Origin of the sequence: Rhizobium sp. RAF56, assembly GCF_052113965.1 — a bacterium.
Lineage (GTDB): Bacteria > Pseudomonadota > Alphaproteobacteria > Rhizobiales > Rhizobiaceae > Rhizobium.
Map to the genome: position 1 here is coordinate 181353 of NZ_JBFRDU010000001.1, position 17196 is coordinate 198548.

Annotated in this window: 19 protein-coding genes; 10 read left to right on the forward strand and 9 right to left on the reverse strand. The window is 62.3% G+C overall.

Going from position 1 to position 17196, the window contains the following annotated elements; translation table 11 throughout:
* Window positions 1–93: 93 nt before the first annotated feature.
* Complete coding sequence (locus tag AB4048_RS00825) at window positions 94–756, reverse strand: sulfite oxidase-like oxidoreductase (protein WP_442200004.1); 663 nt, start codon at window positions 754–756, stop codon at window positions 94–96.
* Window positions 757–834: 78 nt separating this feature from the next.
* Window positions 835–1419: a HutD/Ves family protein gene (locus AB4048_RS00830; protein ID WP_442200005.1), complete on the reverse strand. Its 585-nt coding sequence runs from the start codon at window positions 1417–1419 to the stop codon at window positions 835–837.
* Between the two features lie 82 nt (window positions 1420–1501).
* Here AB4048_RS00830 and AB4048_RS00835 point away from each other — a divergent pair, with 82 nt between their 5' ends.
* Window positions 1502–1756, forward strand: coding sequence for a type II toxin-antitoxin system Phd/YefM family antitoxin (locus tag AB4048_RS00835; RefSeq protein WP_442200006.1), 255 nt, complete (start codon window positions 1502–1504; stop codon window positions 1754–1756).
* Window positions 1753–2136: a type II toxin-antitoxin system VapC family toxin gene (locus AB4048_RS00840; RefSeq protein WP_442200007.1), complete on the forward strand. Its 384-nt coding sequence runs from the start codon at window positions 1753–1755 to the stop codon at window positions 2134–2136. The genes AB4048_RS00835 and AB4048_RS00840 overlap by 4 nt, the downstream gene beginning before the upstream one ends.
* A 4-nt stretch (window positions 2137–2140) precedes the next feature.
* On the opposite strand, the gene hutU is transcribed toward AB4048_RS00840, so the two are convergent.
* Genes hutU through hutI form a run of 4 tightly spaced genes read right to left on the reverse strand, consistent with a single transcriptional unit; the run spans window position 2141 to window position 7421 of the window.
* Window positions 2141–3814 (reverse strand): urocanate hydratase, encoded by a 1674-nt coding sequence (gene hutU, locus AB4048_RS00845; RefSeq protein WP_442200008.1) that lies wholly within the window; start codon window positions 3812–3814, stop codon window positions 2141–2143.
* A gap of 16 nt (window positions 3815–3830) precedes the next feature.
* On the reverse strand, window positions 3831–4631 hold the full coding sequence (hutG, locus tag AB4048_RS00850; protein WP_442200009.1) for an N-formylglutamate deformylase: 801 nt from the start codon (window positions 4629–4631) through the stop codon (window positions 3831–3833).
* Window position 4632: 1 nt separating this feature from the next.
* Entirely contained in the window at window positions 4633–6168 is a 1536-nt protein-coding gene (gene hutH, locus AB4048_RS00855; RefSeq protein WP_442200010.1) for a histidine ammonia-lyase, read from the reverse strand.
* On the reverse strand, window positions 6165–7421 hold the full coding sequence (gene hutI / locus AB4048_RS00860; RefSeq protein WP_442200011.1) for an imidazolonepropionase: 1257 nt from the start codon (window positions 7419–7421) through the stop codon (window positions 6165–6167). Before hutI ends, hutH begins: the two co-directional genes overlap by 4 nt.
* A gap of 126 nt (window positions 7422–7547) precedes the next feature.
* On the opposite strand from hutI, the gene AB4048_RS00865 reads away from it, so the two are divergent.
* Window positions 7548–8891, forward strand: coding sequence for a formimidoylglutamate deiminase (locus tag AB4048_RS00865; protein WP_442200012.1), 1344 nt, complete (start codon window positions 7548–7550; stop codon window positions 8889–8891).
* A gap of 110 nt (window positions 8892–9001) precedes the next feature.
* Window positions 9002–9730: a histidine utilization repressor gene (hutC, locus tag AB4048_RS00870; RefSeq protein ID WP_442200013.1), complete on the forward strand. Its 729-nt coding sequence runs from the start codon at window positions 9002–9004 to the stop codon at window positions 9728–9730.
* Here the strand turns inward: hutC (AB4048_RS00870) and AB4048_RS00875 are convergent, their stop codons facing one another.
* The 3 genes from AB4048_RS00875 to hutC (AB4048_RS00885) all read right to left on the reverse strand — a co-directional run bounded on the left by AB4048_RS00875 (window position 9731) and on the right by hutC (AB4048_RS00885) (window position 10994).
* On the reverse strand, window positions 9731–9907 hold the full coding sequence (locus AB4048_RS00875; RefSeq protein WP_442200014.1) for a hypothetical protein: 177 nt from the start codon (window positions 9905–9907) through the stop codon (window positions 9731–9733). It abuts the gene before it with no gap.
* 63 nt (window positions 9908–9970) lie between these two features.
* The gene (locus AB4048_RS00880) at window positions 9971–10117 is read right to left on the reverse strand and encodes a hypothetical protein (protein WP_442200015.1); all 147 of its coding nucleotides are present in this window, start codon (window positions 10115–10117) and stop codon (window positions 9971–9973) included.
* Between the two features lie 121 nt (window positions 10118–10238).
* On the reverse strand, window positions 10239–10994 hold the full coding sequence (gene hutC / locus AB4048_RS00885) for a histidine utilization repressor (protein ID WP_442200016.1): 756 nt from the start codon (window positions 10992–10994) through the stop codon (window positions 10239–10241).
* 194 nt (window positions 10995–11188) lie between these two features.
* Here hutC (AB4048_RS00885) and AB4048_RS00890 point away from each other — a divergent pair, with 194 nt between their 5' ends.
* The 6 genes from AB4048_RS00890 to solA all read left to right on the forward strand — a co-directional run bounded on the left by AB4048_RS00890 (window position 11189) and on the right by solA (window position 17188).
* On the forward strand, window positions 11189–12031 hold the full coding sequence (locus AB4048_RS00890; RefSeq protein WP_442200017.1) for a transporter substrate-binding domain-containing protein: 843 nt from the start codon (window positions 11189–11191) through the stop codon (window positions 12029–12031).
* 230 nt (window positions 12032–12261) lie between these two features.
* A complete protein-coding gene (locus AB4048_RS00895) occupies window positions 12262–12987 on the forward strand; it encodes an ABC transporter permease (protein WP_442200018.1) in 726 nt (241 codons plus the stop codon).
* 10 nt (window positions 12988–12997) lie between these two features.
* Window positions 12998–13702, forward strand: a complete 705-nt coding sequence (locus tag AB4048_RS00900) for an ABC transporter permease (protein WP_442200019.1) — start codon at window positions 12998–13000, stop codon at window positions 13700–13702.
* 30 nt (window positions 13703–13732) lie between these two features.
* Window positions 13733–14509 carry an ABC transporter ATP-binding protein gene (locus AB4048_RS00905; protein ID WP_442200020.1) on the forward strand — a complete coding sequence of 259 codons (777 nt, stop codon included), beginning with the start codon at window positions 13733–13735 and terminating at the stop codon, window positions 14507–14509.
* Window positions 14506–15996 carry an HAL/PAL/TAL family ammonia-lyase gene (locus AB4048_RS00910; protein WP_442200021.1) on the forward strand — a complete coding sequence of 497 codons (1491 nt, stop codon included), beginning with the start codon at window positions 14506–14508 and terminating at the stop codon, window positions 15994–15996. Before AB4048_RS00905 ends, AB4048_RS00910 begins: the two co-directional genes overlap by 4 nt.
* A gap of 34 nt (window positions 15997–16030) precedes the next feature.
* Window positions 16031–17188: an N-methyl-L-tryptophan oxidase gene (gene solA, locus AB4048_RS00915; RefSeq protein WP_442200022.1), complete on the forward strand. Its 1158-nt coding sequence runs from the start codon at window positions 16031–16033 to the stop codon at window positions 17186–17188.
* Window positions 17189–17196: the final 8 nt, after the last annotated feature.

The following is a 17196-nucleotide window of genomic DNA, read 5'->3' on the forward strand; positions in this document are numbered from 1 at the left end:
TGAAGTCGGGAGATCTCCAAAAGTTCCGCGTTTTTATGTCATCACGAAAAATTGATGGGAAATACACGGCGGCAACAACCCAAACGACGCGCGTCATTCCTCCGAATAGCGCTGTTCTCGCCAGGGATCACCGTACATGTGATAGCCGTTCTTCTCCCAGAATCCGGCCTTGTCCGCCGTGAGAAATTCTATGCGGTGCAGCCATTTGGCGCTCTTCCAGAAATAGAGATGCGGCACAACAAGCCGCATCGGGCCGCCATGATCGCGCGAAAGCGGCATGCCCTCCCAACGCGTTGCCAGGATGGCATCCTCGGCTGCGAAATCGGCAAGGGGCAGGTTGGTGGTGTAGCCGTCGTAGCTTGTCAGCATGACGTAGTTCGCTTCGGATTTGGGCATGGCGTGATCCAGCAATTCACGTGTCGACACGCCCTCCCAGGTGTTGTCATAGCGCGACCACGTCGTCACGCAATGGATATCGGTGAGGCGACTGGTGTGATCGAGCGATTGAAATACCGCCCAGCTGAGATCGAGGGGGTGGTCGACAAGCCCGCGGACCTCAAGACGCCAGCTTTCCAAGGCGATGACCGGTTGCTGACCAAGGTCGAGGACGGGCCAGTTTTTCACCAGATGCTGACCGGGTGGCAGTCGCTCCGTTTCGGGCCGGCTGATGCGCCCGGTCAGGAACTTACCTTCGGCGGCCCAGCGGCGCTTCGACAAGGTCAGCTTGCTGTCGGTGGGTTCGCTATCGTCGCTCATGCAGCACTCTCCAGATCGGCTCGCGGCGATAGGATAGGCCGTATGGCTGCACGTCAAGAAGCGGTGCTGACCGAATGTCTATACCTGCTCAATCGCGATCACGAAGTATCGCCCTTCGCCTGAGAGCACCACCTGACAGTGGCCGTGTATTACGAGGCAATCGCGTGCGGCAAGGCTTGCGTTCAGTTCAGCCCCCGTGACATCGAGGCGGCTGCCGTCACACAGGATGAGCGTCGTTGCCGTCGTCAATTCGATGGTCCGTCTGTTGTCCGCAACCGCGCGCGCAACGCTGTGCCGGTGCGCGCCGCGCCGCGTCATAACGTTGAGGTCGGTGATTGCGCCTTTCACAAGCGTCGCGGAGGTTGGCGCGTCGGCGGCGAAGGGCAGCGGCTCGCTGTCTTGGGTCAACAGGACCGGTTCGCGGCCATCGATCGCAAGCGTCATGCCGGCGCCGTCGATAATCGACAGCGTCCGATCGATCTCGGGAAAAACGGAAAACGGACCATCGGCGGCAACGGTTGCCATGCTGATCCGCCACTCGAATTCGGCAAGGCCGGCGCCTTCAGGAAAGACCGCGATCTCTACCGTCTCGCCGCCGCCGTTCTTCCACGGCATGCGGCGATAATCCTTGGCCCTGAGGATCGTCACGAGGGGATTACCCATGCAAACGGCTCGCTTTCTCTGATTTGCAAATAGCGCTACGGTAAACTAAGTTTAGTGGACTAAGTCCACGCAAGAGACAGACATGGAAACCGTCAACATCCACGAAGCGAAGACCCATCTCTCGCGGCTGGTCGAAAAAGCCGCCAAGGGCGAAAGCTTCATCATCGCCAAAGCCGGCAAACCCATGGTCAAGGTCGTTCCGATCGACGAGGCCATTGTGCCCATGAAACGGCGCATTGGGTTTATGAAGGGCATGTTCACCACGCCGGACGATTTCGACACGATGATGGCCGATGAGATCGAGGCCATGTTCGACCGTAACCTTGAGGACAAATGAGGCTCCTTCTCGATACTCATTTTCTTCTCTGGCTTGCCGAAGGCTCGCCACGGCTTCCGAGCAGCTTGATCGAAATGGTCGAAAACCCGGAGAACCAGCTTTTCTTTTCTGTTGCCAGTATCTGGGAAATCGCCATCAAGGTGGGGCGTCGGCCGAACTTTGACGTCACCGCCACCTTGCTTCGACGGCATCTTCTCGACAACGGCTACGAAGAACTGGGGGTCCACGGCAATCACGCCGTTGCGGTCGAGAGTCTACCTCATATCCACAAGGATCCGTTCGACCGCATCCTCATCGCCCAGTCTCTCGTCGAAGACTTGGCGCTGCTTACAACTGACAAGACCGTCGCGAGATACGGCGGCCCTGTCATGCTGCTGTGAGCCGTCAGTTTCCGAGTATACCCGGTAGTCGGAGGCCCTTTTCCTTCGCGCATTCAATGGCGATTTCATAGCCGGCATCGGCGTGGCGCATGACGCCGGTTGCCGGGTCGTTCCACAACACGCGCTCGATGCGGCGGTCTGCATCTTCGCTGCCGTCGCAGCAGATGACGACGCCCGAGTGCTGCGAGAAGCCCATGCCAACGCCGCCGCCGTGATGCAGCGACACCCATGTGGCGCCCGAAGCGGTGTTGAGCAGGGCGTTGAGCAGCGGCCAGTCGGACACGGCATCCGAGCCGTCCTTCATCGCTTCCGTCTCACGGTTCGGCGAGGCGACCGAGCCCGAATCCAGGTGGTCGCGGCCGATCACGATCGGCGCGCTGAGTTCGCCGTTGCGGACCATTTCGTTGAAGGCGAGGCCGAGGCGGTGGCGGTCGCCGAGACCGACCCAGCAGATGCGCGCCGGCAGCCCCTGGAAGGCGATGCGTTCCTTGGCCATGTCGAGCCAGTTGTGCAGGTGCTTGTTGTCCGGCAGCAATTCCTTGACCTTGGCGTCGGTCTTGCGGATGTCTTCCGGATCGCCCGAAAGGGCAGCCCAGCGGAACGGACCGATGCCGCGGCAAAAGAGCGGGCGGATATAGGCGGGGACAAATCCCGGGAACGCGAAGGCGTTTTCGAGACCCTCATCCTTCGCGACCTGGCGGATGTTGTTGCCGTAGTCGAAGGTCGGTACGCCCAGGTCCTGGAAGGCAATCATCGCCTCGACGTGGACGCGCATGGAGGCGCGGGCGGCCTTTTCAACGGCCTTCGGATCGCTGACGCGCTTTTCCTTCCACTCTCCCATCGTCCAGCCCATCGGCAGGTAGCCGTTGACCGGGTCGTGGGCGGAGGTCTGGTCGGTGACCATGTCGGGGCGAATGCCGCGACGGACCATCTCGGGGAGGATTTCGGCGCAGTTGCCGAGCAGGCCGACCGACTTTGCTTCGCCAGCCTTCGTCCAGCGGTCGATCATCTCCATGGCTTCGTCGAGCGTTTCGGCCTTGGCGTCGAGGTAGCGGGTGCGCAGGCGGAAATCGATCGAGTCGGGATTGCATTCGACCGCGAGGCAGCAAGCGCCGGCCATGACAGCCGCGAGAGGCTGGGCACCGCCCATGCCGCCGAGACCGCCGGTCAGTACCCACTTACCGGTAAGGTTGCCGTCATAGTGCTGGCGGCCGGCTTCGACGAAGGTCTCGTAGGTACCCTGAACAATGCCCTGGGTACCGATATAGATCCACGAGCCGGCGGTCATCTGGCCGTACATGGCGAGACCCTTCTTATCGAGCTCGTTGAAATGATCCCAGGTCGCCCAGTGCGGCACGAGGTTGGAGTTGGCGATCAGAACGCGCGGCGCGTCCTTGTGGGTGCGGAAAACGCCGACCGGCTTGCCGGACTGCACCATCAAGGTTTCGTCTTCATTGAGCGTCTTCAGCGTTTCGACGATGCGGTCGAAATCAGCCCAGGTGCGGGCAGCGCGGCCGATGCCACCGTAGACCACCAGTTCGTTCGGATTTTCGGCAACGTCGGGATCGAGGTTGTTCATGAGCATGCGCAGGGGCGCTTCCGTCATCCAGCTTTTTGCGTTGAGCTGATTGCCGCGCGGGCTGCGGATTTCGCGGACATTGTGGCGAGGATTGGTCATGATGGGGTTCCCTTAGTTACTGTGCGAGGCCGAGCGCGATCTGTTCGATCCGCACGAGCACGTCCTTGAGATGAATGCGAAGCCGATCCGCCTTGGCGGGATCGTAGGCGAAAGGCGGCGCTTCGGTCGCCAGATGCGTGGACTGGGCAAGCTCCATCTGGATGGCGTGAACGCCGGTTTCGGGTTTGCCGTAATGCCGTGTCGTCCAGCCGCCCTTGAAGCGGCCGTTGAGAATGCTCGTATAGCCCTCGGCCGCGGCCGTTGCCGTCACCGCCGCCTGCTCTATGGCAGAGGCGCAGGTGACGCCGTTGTCGGTTCCGATGTTGAAATCCGGTAGCTTGCCCTCGAAGAGAAAGGGGATGCGCGCGCGGATCGAATGGCAATCGTAGAGCACGGCGATGCCGTGGATTGCCTTTACACGCTCGATTTCCGCGGCGAGCGCGGCGTGGTAGGGCGCGTGAAAGTCGCGAAGTCGCGCGTCGATATCGGCCTGCGTCGGCGCGGCGCCGTCCTTCCAGATCGGCTTGCCGTCGAAATCCGTTTCGGGCACGAGGCCGGTCGTGTTTTGACCGGGATAGAGGGAGACGCCCGCTGGATCGCGGTTAGCGTCGACGACGTAGCGATGGAACGTGGCGCGCACCGTCGTCGCGTCGTCGAGAAGCCCGTCATAGAGCCTGTGGATGTGCCAATCGGTATCGGCAAGGATCTTGCCGTTGTCGTTGAGGCGATCCCAGATCGTCGCCGGCACGTCGGTTCCGGTGTGCGGAAAGCCGAGGATGACGGGGGAGGAGCCCCGTGCGACTTCGAAAACCGCCATATCAGCCTCCCAGGCTCGGCAGGATGCCGCTCGAGACGGAGCCGTTGAGCTTGCCGCTGGCGACGAGATCGGTGGCGGCGGAAAGATCGGTCGCCATGTAGCGGTCCTCCTCGAGCGACGGCACTACGGCGCGGATCGCGGCGATTGATTTTGCCAGTTCCGCGCTGGTGATCAGCGGCGCGCGCAGTTCGACGCCTTGCGCCGCCGTCAGCGCTTCGATGCCGATGATGGCAAACAGGTTGTCGGTCATCTGCAGCAACCGGCGGGCGCCGTGGCAGGCCATGGAAACATGGTCTTCCTGGTTGGCGGAAGTGGGCGTGGAGTCGACGGAGGCCGGGTGCGACATCTGCTTGTTTTCCGACATCAACGCGGCGGAGGTCACCTCGGCGATCATCAGACCGGAGTTGAGGCCGGGTTTCTTGGCGAGGAAGGCCGGCAGACCGTAGGAGAGGGCGGGATCGACCAGAAGCGCGATGCGGCGCTGGGCGATGGCCCCGATCTCGCAGACGGCAAGCGCAATCTGGTCGGCGGCGAAGGCGACCGGTTCGGCATGGAAGTTGCCGCCGGAGACGACCGAATTGTCGGAAAGCACCAGCGGGTTGTCGGTGACGGCGTTGGCTTCGATCTCAAGCGTGCGTCCGACCGAGCGCAGCAGGTCGAGGCAGGCGCCATCCACCTGCGGCTGGCAGCGGATGCAATACGGATCCTGCACGCGCTCGTCGCCTTCGATGTGGCTTTCGCGGATCACCGAGCCGGCAAGCAGGCCTCGAAGGGCTGCCGCTGTGTCGATCTGGCCCTGGTGGCCGCGAAGCGTGTGGATGTCGGGATGGAAGGGAGCGGAGGAGCCCATCGCGGCGTCTGTGGACATCGCGCCGGTGATCAGCGCGGCTTGCGCGGCGCGGTGAGCGCGGAAAAGGCCGGCAAGCGCCAGCGCCGTCGATGTCTGTGTGCCGTTGATCAGCGCCAGGCCTTCCTTAGCGGCGAGTACGACCGGCGTCAGGCCCGCCTCGCGGAGCGCTGCGGCGCCGTCCATGCGTTTACCAGCATAGAAGGCCTCGCCGTGACCCATCATGACGGCTGCCATGTGGGCGAGAGGCGCCAGATCGCCGGAGGCGCCGACGGAGCCCTTTTCAGGGATCAGGGGAATGACGCCTTTTTCGAGCATGTCTTCGATCAGCCGCACCAGTTCGATGCGGACGCCTGAGGCGCCACGACCGAGCGATACGAGCTTGAGGGCCATGATCAGGCGAACAATGTTTTCCGGCAGCGGCTGACCAACGCCGCAGCAATGCGAGAGGATCAGATTGCGCTGAAGGGTCGCGACGTCCGCCGCGTCTATCTTGATCGAGGCGAGTTTGCCGAAGCCGGTGTTGATGCCGTAGACGGGCGCGTTTCCGGCCGCGATTTCGGCGATACGGGCGGCAGCCTTGAGGATGCCGGCATCGAACGACCTATCGAGCCTTGCCGGCTCTCCGGTCCAATAGATGGTTTCGAGATCCCTCAAGGAGACCGATCCGGGGTGAAGCGCGATAGTCATCGATCGATCCTTTCGCCCTCGAAAATGCGGGCATGCAGTGGGTTGAAGCCGATGCGGTAGACGAGTTCGGCGAGACTATCGACATCCCAGATGGCGAGATCGGCAGACTTGCCGGCCTCAAGCGTTCCGGTGCGGTCGAGAAGCCCGAGAGCGCGGGCGCCTTCGCGCGTAGCGCCGGCGATGCATTCCTCCACGGTAAGCCCGAAAAGCGTCGCCGACATGTTCATGGTCAGAAGCAGCGAGGTGAGCGGCGAAGTGCCGGGATTGCAATCGGTCGCGATCGCGATACGGGTGCCTGCCTCCCGCAGAGCCTTGACCGGCGGCTTCTGCTTCTCGTTGATGGCGTAAAAGGCGCCGGGGAGGAGCACGGCAACGGTGCCGGCGGCGGCCATGGCCTTGGCCCCTTCCTCGTCCAGATATTCGACATGATCTGCCGACAGTGCGCCATAGGAAGCAGCGAGCTTGGCGCCCCCCAGATTGGAAAGCTGCTCGGCATGCAGCTTTACGGGAAGGCCAAGGGCTTTGGCGGCGTCGAAGACGCGGGCGATCTCGTCCGGCGAGAAGGCAATGCCTTCGCAGAAACCGTCAACGGCGTCGACCAGTCCCTCGCTATGTGCCTGCGCAAGGCCGGGAAGAACGACGTCGGTGATATAATCGCCGTTGCGGCCCCTATATTCCACCGGCGTCGCATGCGCACCGAGATAGGACGTAACGACGCGCACCGGGCGGATGGCCCCAAGCGCGCGGGCAGCGCGCAACATCTTCAATTCGGCTTCGACATTGAGGCCATAGCCGGACTTGATCTCGATCGTCGTGACGCCTTCGGAAAGCAGCGTGCCGAGGCGGGGCAGGGCGGCATCGACGAGGCCTTCGACCGAAAGCGCATTTGTCGCCTTCACCGAGGAAACGATACCGCCGCCGGCCCTCGCGATTTCCTCGTAGGTCGCGCCTTCGAGGCGCATTTCGAACTCGCGTGCGCGGTTACCGCCGTAGACGATGTGGGTGTGGCAGTCGACGAGGCCCGGCGTGACCCAGCGGCCTTCAAGATCGACGATATCGGCGCCTTCGATGGCCGATGGCGGCAGTTCGCTTTCGGCCCCGACAAAGACGAAACGTCCGTCATCGGTGACCAACGCGCCCTTCTCGATGATGCCGAGACCTGCGTCTCCGGCGAGCGTCGCCAGACGCGCGTTACGCCAGAGGGTTTTGGTCCTCGAGAGCATGCCGTTGTTGGAAAAATTGTTCCCGCCCATTTGCTTTACGCCTTTCCTTCCCCACAAACATGTATATACATATTCATCGGAGTGACAAGTGGAAATTTATGCGCTTCCGTGAAAAAGAAAGAGCGGCAGCGTCCATAACCGAGGAAGGAAGTGGCCATGATCAAACTTCACGCAAGCACGGCATTGCTCGTCGACGGATGGCACAAGGATGTGCGCCTGACCCTCGACGGCGGCCGCATCACCGCGATCGAGACCGGGGTCGCGGCAGCCGCGGACGATGAGCGCCACGCAGTCCTCGTTCCCGCCATGGCAAACCTGCACAGCCACGCTTTCCAGCGTGCCATGGCCGGCCTTGCCGAAGTGCGCGGACCCGCAGACGACAGCTTCTGGAGCTGGCGCACGGTCATGTACAAATTCGCGCTTTCGATGACGCCCAAGCACGTCGAGACGGTTGCCGCGCAGCTCTATATGGAGATGCTGGAGGCGGGCTTCTCGCGCGTCGGCGAGTTCCATTACCTCCACCATGACAAGGACGGTACGCCCTATAATAATATCGCCGAGCTTGCCGAGCGGATTGGTGCCGCCAGCGCTGAAACGGGGATCGGCCTGACGCTGTTGCCCGTCTTCTATGCTCACTCAGGGTTTGGCGGCGCAGCGCCGATCGAAGGGCAGCGTCGTTTCATAAATTCCGTCGATCGTTTCGAAGCGCTGATGGCCGGCTGCCGGACGGTGGTCGGTCGGCTGGACGGCGCCGAACTCGGCGTCGCTCCCCATAGTCTCCGGGCGGTGACGCCGGAGGAATTCGCAAAGGTCGTGCCGCTTGCGGGCGACGGCCCAATCCACATTCATGTCGCCGAACAGGTCAAGGAAGTCGAGGATTGTATCGCCTGGTCCGGCGCGCGACCGGTCGGCTGGCTGCTCGATCATGCGCCTGTCGACGGCCGCTGGTGCCTGATCCATGCAACGCACATGACGGAGGCGGAGACGCGTGGCATGGCGCGGAGCGGCGCGATCGCCGGTCTCTGCCCGGTGACCGAGGCCAATCTTGGCGACGGCACGTTCCCGGCTCCGCTGTTCCTGGAGGAGGGTGGGCGCTATGGCGTCGGCTCGGATTCCAACGTGCTCATTTCAATCCCCGAAGAACTACGACAGCTCGAGTATTCGCAGCGCCTGGCGTTGCGCGCCCGCAACGTGATTGCAACGCCGGGCGGCTCGACGGCGCGTGGGCTTTTCGATCAGGCAATCGTCGGCGGCGGAGCGGCGCTCAAGGCTCCGGGCGGCTTGCGTCAGGGCAATTACGCCGACATCGTTTCGCTGGATGTGAGCGCCGTGCAATATCTTGCGGGCGATCAGCTGCTGGATCACTGGGTGTTCGCAGGCGGCGTCCGCATCGACAGCGTCTGGGCGCTCGGGCGCAAGCGGGTCAAGGAGGGTCGCCATGTCGGCCGTCAAGCGATCGAGCGACGCTTCCGCGATGCAATGACGGAATTGCTCGGCTGACGAGGAGCTTGCCGTAGTCGCTGGTGGATTTTATCGGCGGTTGCGGCTACTCCATAGGGTCATGACACGCGCGGTGGTGCCTGTGGTTTGAAAAGGATACGACGAACTGCATGAGCCCTCCCAAGGAAACGATGACACTCCACCAACGCATTCTGGGCGAGATCGAAGGCCGCATCGTTTCGGGCGAGTGGCCGCCGGGGCACCGCATCCCGTTCGAGGTGGACCTCGCCGATCAGTATGATTGCTCGCGCATGACGGTGAACAAGGTAATGACGCAGCTTGCCAAGGCAGGGCTGATCGAACGCAGGAAGCGTTCAGGCAGTTTTGTCTCACAGCCGCAGGCGCAGTCCGCTGTCCTTGAGATCCACGACATCAAGGCGGAGGTGCTATCGCTCAACCTGCCTTATTCCTACACGATGACCAAGCGCCTCATTCGCAAGAGCCGGGCCGAGGATCTTCGCCGGTTGGAACTGCCGACTGCTTCTCAACTCGTTGAAATTGCCTGTGTCCACTACGCCGGCAAGCGCCCGTTCTGCCTGGAAGACCGTCTCATCAGCCTCGTCACCGTGCCTGAAGCCGCCGAAGCCGATTTCGATGCGATTGCGCCCGGGGCCTGGCTTATCAATCAGGTTCCCTGGAGCGCGGCTGAAAACATGATCCGCGCGATGGCGGCCGACGCGGATGCCGCAAAGGGATTGGACATCGACACCGGCACGGCTTGCCTCGTCGTCGAGCGGCGAACCTGGAGCGGAGCAGGGCCGATCACTCATGTGCGCTTGACCTATCCGGGTGACCGCCATGTGCTCGTCGCCCGATTTGCACCGGAACAGGCGAGATAATCACTCCTGATGGTTTGATGGAACTGCTGCTTGCTGCGCCTGATTGGCTGCGGGCACGTGAACGGTGGCTTCGATGTTCGCGCTTTCGGTCTGCTGGCCGTTGCCTGACTTGCCAAGGAACGTGATGCTGAGGACGGAGACGACCATCAAGATTACGACGAGTATCATCAATCGCATGGGTACCTGCCTCGTTGTTGATCCCTGAAAACAACGTCTGGCGGCAAGCAACGGTTCCGGACGCTACTGTTGCGGGCTGGCGGTGGGGGCCGGCATGAGACCCGTCGATTCATGCATGGGCCGCGTCGGATTGACGAGCAGAATACTGAGGACGATGAGCACGAGCGCAGCGATGAGGCTGATGCCGATCAGCAGAGAGCGTATTGCCATCAGTCTGTCCTCCTGGCGAACGGAATCGTACACTAGCAGCTACCTGGTCGTATTTTGAGGCAGCCGCTGTCGAAAATTATGTTCGGCGCGGATGGTTCCCTATACAACACGTGCAAGGCAGCTAGTCGTCTTGAGGCACGCCGCTTTGTGTCTGCAAACGGTAGCGCTGTCCGGGATAGACGAGCCGCGCGACCGAAACCGCCTGCCTTGCGGACCATGTGCGGCGCCGGATCATCAGGCACGGTTCGGTCTTCAAGATCATCAGAAGCTTGCATTCCCATGGCTGCGGCATGGCTGCTTCGACAATATGTTCGGAGCCGCTCAAGGGGGCGGCGTTTGTGAGATAGGCGTTTGGCGTCGTGTCGGTGAAATCCTGCTCCAGATAGGCCGGCGCCATGTCAGGATTGACGAAGCGGTCTTCGATCTGCACGGGAACGCCGTTCTCGCTGTGAACGATCAGCGAATGAAATACCGGAGCGCCGATTTCCACTGCGAGGGCATCCGCAACCTCCGGAGAGGCCGTTTCGCGGGCTAGAATGACCACCGAGGCCTCGTGCGAATGACCACGCTCGTGGATCTCGTCGGCGATGTTGCGTACCTCGAACAGCGCCGAATATCCCTTGCGCTCGGCGACGAACGAGCCGACGCCCTGGATGCGGACCAGTTCACCCTCGTTTGCCAGTTCGCGCAGTGCGCGGTTGGCGGTCATCTTGCTGACGCCGAGATCGACAACCAGTTCGTTTTCCGAGGGCACGCGATGCTTCGGCGGCCATTCGCCGCTATGGATGCGATCGAGGATTACTTGCTTGACGCCGGCATAGAGCGGGCCGCCGTCGTTTTTGGCAAGTTCGCGTTTCATGTCGCGTGGACGCATCATTGCTCTTCCTTGTGTGGTGGCCTGTTTGGCTTCATAACTCCACTTACGACTTGCATATCATAAAAAATCTCATATGGTACCCTATACAACTGATCTGCTCGATCCTCCGGGATCGACAGGTCGGGCAAGCCGGCGCAGATCGGCAAGAACCGGATAAGTTAAGACCCGTTTCGATCTCAAGAGGAGAACTCCGTATGAAAATCAAATCCCTATTGATGACCGCCGCCGTGGCTCTCTCTGTCGTTGCCGGACCGGCCGCGCAGGCGAAGGACTGGAAGACGGTCACGATCACTCTCGAAGGCGCCTATGCGCCCTGGAACATGACCAATGCCGACGGCACGCTCGGCGGATTCGAGCCGGAATTGGCGAAGGTCCTCTGCGAGAAGGCTGGCGTCGAGTGCAAGCTGGTACCCTCCGATTGGGACGGCATGATCCCGGCGCTCAATGCCGGCAAGTTCGACATCATCATGGATGCGCTTTCGATCACCGACGAGCGCAAGCAGGTCATCGACTTCACGATCCCCTATGCCGCAACGCCGGCAGCCTTTGCAACGGCCAAGGATAGCCCGGTGGCGAATGCCGCAGGTTCGGGCGCCGCAGTCAAGATGACCCCGGGCCAGACAGGCGTGAAGGAAATCGACGCGCTGAAGGAAGCCTTCAAGGGCAAGACCATCGGCATCCAGGCGGCGACGGTTTATGCCAAGTTCATCTACGACAACTTCGGCGACATCGCGACCATCCGCGAGTACAAGACCGGCGCCGATCGCGACCTCGACCTCCAGACCGGCCGTATCGACCTCGGCTTTGACGATGCCGTCTATTTCCAGACGGCCTTCGATGCCGCAAACGGCGCACTTGTCTTCACCGGACCTGAAATCACCGGCTCGATCTGGGGTGCCGGCGAGGGCCTTGGAGTTCGCAAGGCCGACACCGATCTTCGCGACATGTTCAGCAAGGCGATCGAGTCCGCGCTTGCCGACGGGACCGTCAAGAACCTGTCGATGAAGTGGTTCAAGACGGACGTTTCTCCGCAATAAAGCCTATTGCTTCCGGCTCTTCGGGTCGGAAGCAATCCGCGCGAGAAGGGCACGACCTCGGGCGCTTTGGGTAGTCCCGAACTGCCTCATGGCGGTATGCGGGATTGGAATGCGTTCCCGAGAGCTGGCGCCTTCAGCGCGGAAGAAGCCACAAACTGCCGAAGAACTGCGCTTGTGCGCTCGTCCGTATCGGACTGGCAGCGCCGGGCGCAAGAACGGGGATACCGGCAATGTCGATATTTGAACTCATTGGCTTCGGCGCAAAGGGTTGGGGCGCGCTCCTCCTCCTGGCGACGTTGATCACGCTCTGCGTGACCGCCGTCGCGTTGGCGATCGGCGCGGTTTTCGGTGCGATCGTCGCCTCGGCGAAGCTCTCCGGCAACGTTGTTTTCGCGACGCTCGGCAACGCCTATACGACCGTCTTTCGGGGCGTTCCCGAGTTGCTCATCATCTACCTGATCTATTTCGGCGGATCGAGCGCCGTGACGGCGATCGGCAAGGCGATGGGCTATGAGGGTTTCCTCGGGCTGCCGTCGTTTATCGCCGGCGCGCTTGCGGTCGGCATCATCTCCGGTGCCTATCAGGCGGAAGTCTACCGAGGCGCCTATCTTGCGATCCACAAAGGTGAATTGGAAGCGGCCGAAGCAATCGGCATGCATCATGGCATGCGCTTGCGGCGCATCATCATGCCGCAGGTCTTGCGCTTTGCCATTCCAGGGATCGGCAACGTTTGGCAGTTGAGCCTCAAGGATTCGGCGCTCATCTCGGTTACGGGACTGGCCGAACTCATGCGAACGAGCCAGGTGGCCGCCGGCTCGACGCGGCAGTACTTCCTGTTCTTCATTGTGGGCGGCTGTCTCTACCTGATCCTGACAAGCCTTTCCGACCGCGTTTTCACCCGCGCCGAGCGTCGCGCGAACCGCAGCATGCCGTCCGCGGCCATGGGTCAGGCGTGAGGAGGCGGTCATGGATTTTGCATTCCTCTCCCAGACCATGATCACGTTGCTCGCGGCAGTACCGATGACGCTGGCGCTGTTTTCACTGTCGGTGTTTTTCGGCTGCCTGCTGGCGCTGCTGATCGTTTGGATGCGCGTCGGCGGGAACCCCGTCCTCTCCGCCTTCGCCAAGGGTTACATTTTTATCTTCCGCGGATCGCCGCTGCTGATCCAGATGTTCCTCGTGTTCTATGGTCTCGGGCAGTTCGGCTTCATTCGCTACAGCTTCCTGTGGCCGCTGCTGCGCGAGCCTTTCGTCTGTGCAGTGCTGTCGCTGGCGCTCTGCACCGCGGGATATTCGGCGGAGATCTTTCGCGGTGGTATCCGCGCGGTCTCGCCGAAGGAACTCGAAGCCGCGCGGTCGATCGGCATGTCCGGTTCTCTTCTCGTCCGGCGCATCCTCGCGCCGATCGCCTTTCGTCACGCGCTTCCGGCCTATTCGACCGAAGTGGTGCTGATGATGAAGTCGACGGCGCTTGCGAGCCTTGTCACCGTCTGGGAAGTGACCGGCGTGGCCCAGCGGCTGATTTCCCACAGCTACCGCACCATGGAGGTCTTCCTCTGCGCGGCGCTCATCTACCTGACCCTCAACTTTATCATTCTGCAGGCCATGTCCTTGCTGGAATACAGGCTGTCCCGTCACCGCAGAGCCGCACCGGCGGCGCTGAAGGCGTGACAAGAAAGCCCAAACGGAATTGGAGCGATCATGCCCGGCGTAACTCGACTTTCGGTTCGCAACATTCATAAGAGCTTCGGCACGCACGAGGTCTTGCGCGGCATTTCCCTTGATGCCGAGGATGGCGATGTCATTTCGCTGCTCGGCTCTTCGGGCTCCGGCAAGTCCACATTTTTGCGATGCATCAACCTCCTGGAGATTGCCAACGACGGCGAGATCTGGGTCGATGGCGAACAGATCCGCATGGTTCACAAGGGCGGCAAGACCCGGCCTGAAAGCCAGAAGCAGGTTGATCGCATCCGCTCGGAACTCGGCATGGTGTTCCAGTCCTTCAATCTGTGGTCCCATATGACGATCCTTCAGAATGTCATCGAGGGACCGCTTCATGTGCTGAAGCGCCCTCGCGCCGAATGCATCGCCGAGGCCGAGGCGCTTCTCGAAAAGGTCGGCATCGCCGACAAGCGCCATGCCTATCCCGCGCATCTGTCTGGAGGACAGCAGCAGCGCGCGGCCATTGCCCGTTCGCTCGCGATGAAACCGAAGGTAATGCTCTTCGACGAGCCGACCTCGGCGCTCGACCCCGAACTTGTCGGCGAAGTGTTGAGGGTCATGCGTTCGCTCGCGGAAGAAGGTATGACAATGCTCGTCGTCACGCATGAGATGGGCTTTGCCCGCAACGTCTCGAACCGCGTCGTTTTCATGAAACAGGGCCAGATAGACAGCTCCGGCGCGCCGGACGACATGTTCGGCAGCGGTGCTTCGCCGGCTTTCCGCCAGTTCATCGGACACTTTGGAAACCCGTCATGACTGTGACTATCAATGATGTCGTAAGCTGGCGCTGCATCGGCCGCGTCGCCGAAGGCGAGGCTTTGACGCTCTCGCAAGCCGCCTGGCAGCGCGTGGAACTGGCGAGCCGTATCGTTGAGCGCATTGTTGACACCGGCGTGCGCGCCTATGGGGTCAATACCGGCGTCGGAGCCCTTTCCGATACGGTCGTCGACCGGGCCTCCCAGAGCAGGCTGTCACGCAACATCATCCTCAGCCATGCGTGTGGCGTCGGCGAACGGCTGGCGCCGCGCGAAGTACGCGCGGTGATCGCAGCCCAGATCGTCAATTTCAGCCACGGCCATTCCGGCGTACGCCTTGAGATTGTTCGTCATCTCGCCGCCTTTCTCGAAAAGGATTGCATTCCCGACGTCCCGTCGAAAGGTTCGGCAGGATATCTGACCCATAACGCGCACACGGCGCTCGTGCTTTTGGGGGAGGGCAGCGCACGGGTTGGCGGCACCGACATGAACGGCAAGGACGCCCTTGCGGCAATCGGGCTTGCGCCTCTTGTTCTCGGCGCCAAGGAGGGGCTCAGCCTCGTCAACGGCACGGCTTGCGCCACCGGGCTCGCGAGCGTGGCGCTGCTGCGCGCCCAACGCCTGCTCGAATGGGCGGATGCGGTGGCTGCGCTGACGCTGGAGGCGGCGGGCTGCCAGATGACGGCCTTCGATGACGCGGTGCTGGCACTCCGCCCCTCCACGGGGATCGCGACGGTCGGCGCCTCCCTGCGGGCGCGCCTGAGCGGCAGTGGCCTTGTCGCCGCAGCGCTTGGTAAGCGGACCCAGGATGCGCTCAGCCTGCGCTCCGTTCCGCATGCTCACGGCGCTGCGCGTGATGTCTTCGACAACACGGCGGCTGTGGTCGATCGGGAGCTTGCCTCCGTCACCGATAACCCGGCGGTTTCCGGAACGGTGGACCGTCCGCTCGTTTCCTCGGAAGCCCACGCCGTCGCGCCAGCCCTTGGCCAGGCTGCGGACAGTCTGGCGATCGCACTGGCGCAGATCAGCGCCATGAGCGAGCGCCGCATGGACCGGCTTGTCAACCCTCTGGTGAGCGGCCTTCCGGCGTTTCTGGCCAGCGACGCGGGCAGCAATTCCGGCTTCATGATCGCGCAGTACACGGCAGCGGCGCTGAGCAACGAAAACCGTCGCCTCGCCGCGCCTGCATCCACGGATGGCGGGCTCACTTCGGCTCTGCAGGAAGACTTTCTCGCGCACCCGACGGCGGCGGCGAACAAACTTCTCTCGGTCATCGACAACGCCGAATACATTCTGGCGATCGAGTTGATGGCGGCGTCTCAAGCGCACGACTTCCTCGCCTCCACCGCCGCTCGTGCAGCAGGAACGGACGAGATCTACGGGCTCGTGCGCGGCCGGATCGCGCATTATGCCGACGATCGCCCGCTCAGCGGCGATATCGAGGCAGTCCGGGGACTGATCCGCGAAGGCGTGCCGCCGTCGGCCTGATTTCGCCGGCACCGACTTCCAAGGAGACTGCTTGATGACAGCGCAATTCGACGTAGCCGTGATTGGCCTTGGCGCCATGGGAAGTGCCGCACTCGCCTTTCTCTCGGCGCGGGGCGTCCGGGCGATAGGGATCGACGCGCATTTTCCGGCGCACGCGCTGAGTTCGTCGCATGGCGATAGCCGGTTGATCCGCCTCGGCTATTTCGAAGACCCGTCCTACGTTCCCCTGCTTCAGCGTGCCTACGAAAACTGGCGCATGCTTGAGGCACGGCTGCGAACGGACGTGCTGACCACGACGGGCGTGCTGCAGATCGGCGCACCCGACAGCAAGATCGTCGCCGGTACGCGCGCCTCGTGCGCTTTGCACAGCCTCGCCTATGAAGAACTCGACCGGCAGGCCATGGCGGCGCGGTTTCCCGCCTTCTCGCTCGACGAGGGCGAAATCGCGCTTCTCGATCCGCAAGGGGGATATATTCGCCCGGAAATCGCTGTTATGGGCTATTTGACCACTGCGGCGGCCGACGGAGCAGTGCTGCATCTCGGCGAGAAGATTACTTCGATCGAGCCGGATGACGCCGGCGTGACGATCACGTCGCCGCTAGGATCCTATCGCGCCGGAAAGGTCATTGTCTCAACCGGGTCCTGGATAGCGGAACTGGTGCCGCAGCTGAAGCAGCATGCCGTGCCGATCCGTCAAGTCGTTGCCTGGTATCAGCCGCGGAACGGCTTTGCCACCCAGCCCCAGCGCATGCCGGTTTTCCTGCGCGACGAGGGCGCGGAGGGATCCTATTTCGGATTTCCGGCCATCGGCGCCGATGGCGTCAAGGTGGGCCGCCACGCCCATTTTCGCGAACCGATCGATCCCAACCAGCCGAATCCGCCCGTGAACGAGACCGACACCGCGCTATTGGACGGCTTCGTTGCAAAGCGTCTGCCGGCAGTGAGCGGCCTGCGCGTCAACGCGACGACCTGCCGCTACACCATGCTGCCGAGCGAGGACTTTCTCCTCGACTTCATGCCGGGCTCGTCGCGCGTCGTGGTGGCGTCGCCTTGCTCGGGGCACGGGTTCAAGTTCACCAGCGTCGTCGGCGAGATCCTGGCCGACCTTGCGGCGGATGGCGGCACCGACCTGCCGATCAATGCCTTTTCCTTCGAGTCCATGGAGCGCTTTGTCGCCCGCTCGGTGGGGTAAGACCGGCC

What these genes read in the sequence shown, in the direction of transcription:
- AB4048_RS00825 (WP_442200004.1), bottom strand. Translation starts at nt 756, where the DNA reads ATGAGCGACGATAGCGAACCCACCGACAGCAAGCTGACCTTGTCGAAG.
- AB4048_RS00830 (WP_442200005.1), bottom strand. Translation starts at nt 1,419, where the DNA reads ATGGGTAATCCCCTCGTGACGATCCTCAGGGCCAAGGATTATCGCCGC.
- AB4048_RS00835 (WP_442200006.1), top strand. Translation starts at nt 1,502, where the DNA reads ATGGAAACCGTCAACATCCACGAAGCGAAGACCCATCTCTCGCGGCTG.
- AB4048_RS00840 (WP_442200007.1), top strand. Translation starts at nt 1,753, where the DNA reads ATGAGGCTCCTTCTCGATACTCATTTTCTTCTCTGGCTTGCCGAAGGC.
- hutU (WP_442200008.1), bottom strand. Translation starts at nt 3,814, where the DNA reads ATGACCAATCCTCGCCACAATGTCCGCGAAATCCGCAGCCCGCGCGGC.
- hutG (WP_442200009.1), bottom strand. Translation starts at nt 4,631, where the DNA reads ATGGCGGTTTTCGAAGTCGCACGGGGCTCCTCCCCCGTCATCCTCGGC.
- hutH (WP_442200010.1), bottom strand. Translation starts at nt 6,168, where the DNA reads ATGACTATCGCGCTTCACCCCGGATCGGTCTCCTTGAGGGATCTCGAA.
- hutI (WP_442200011.1), bottom strand. Translation starts at nt 7,421, where the DNA reads ATGGGCGGGAACAATTTTTCCAACAACGGCATGCTCTCGAGGACCAAA.
- AB4048_RS00865 (WP_442200012.1), top strand. Translation starts at nt 7,548, where the DNA reads ATGATCAAACTTCACGCAAGCACGGCATTGCTCGTCGACGGATGGCAC.
- hutC (WP_442200013.1), top strand. Translation starts at nt 9,002, where the DNA reads ATGAGCCCTCCCAAGGAAACGATGACACTCCACCAACGCATTCTGGGC.
- AB4048_RS00875 (WP_442200014.1), bottom strand. Translation starts at nt 9,907, where the DNA reads ATGCGATTGATGATACTCGTCGTAATCTTGATGGTCGTCTCCGTCCTC.
- AB4048_RS00880 (WP_442200015.1), bottom strand. Translation starts at nt 10,117, where the DNA reads ATGGCAATACGCTCTCTGCTGATCGGCATCAGCCTCATCGCTGCGCTC.
- hutC (WP_442200016.1), bottom strand. Translation starts at nt 10,994, where the DNA reads ATGATGCGTCCACGCGACATGAAACGCGAACTTGCCAAAAACGACGGC.
- AB4048_RS00890 (WP_442200017.1), top strand. Translation starts at nt 11,189, where the DNA reads ATGAAAATCAAATCCCTATTGATGACCGCCGCCGTGGCTCTCTCTGTC.
- AB4048_RS00895 (WP_442200018.1), top strand. Translation starts at nt 12,262, where the DNA reads ATGTCGATATTTGAACTCATTGGCTTCGGCGCAAAGGGTTGGGGCGCG.
- AB4048_RS00900 (WP_442200019.1), top strand. Translation starts at nt 12,998, where the DNA reads ATGGATTTTGCATTCCTCTCCCAGACCATGATCACGTTGCTCGCGGCA.
- AB4048_RS00905 (WP_442200020.1), top strand. Translation starts at nt 13,733, where the DNA reads ATGCCCGGCGTAACTCGACTTTCGGTTCGCAACATTCATAAGAGCTTC.
- AB4048_RS00910 (WP_442200021.1), top strand. Translation starts at nt 14,506, where the DNA reads ATGACTGTGACTATCAATGATGTCGTAAGCTGGCGCTGCATCGGCCGC.
- solA (WP_442200022.1), top strand. Translation starts at nt 16,031, where the DNA reads ATGACAGCGCAATTCGACGTAGCCGTGATTGGCCTTGGCGCCATGGGA.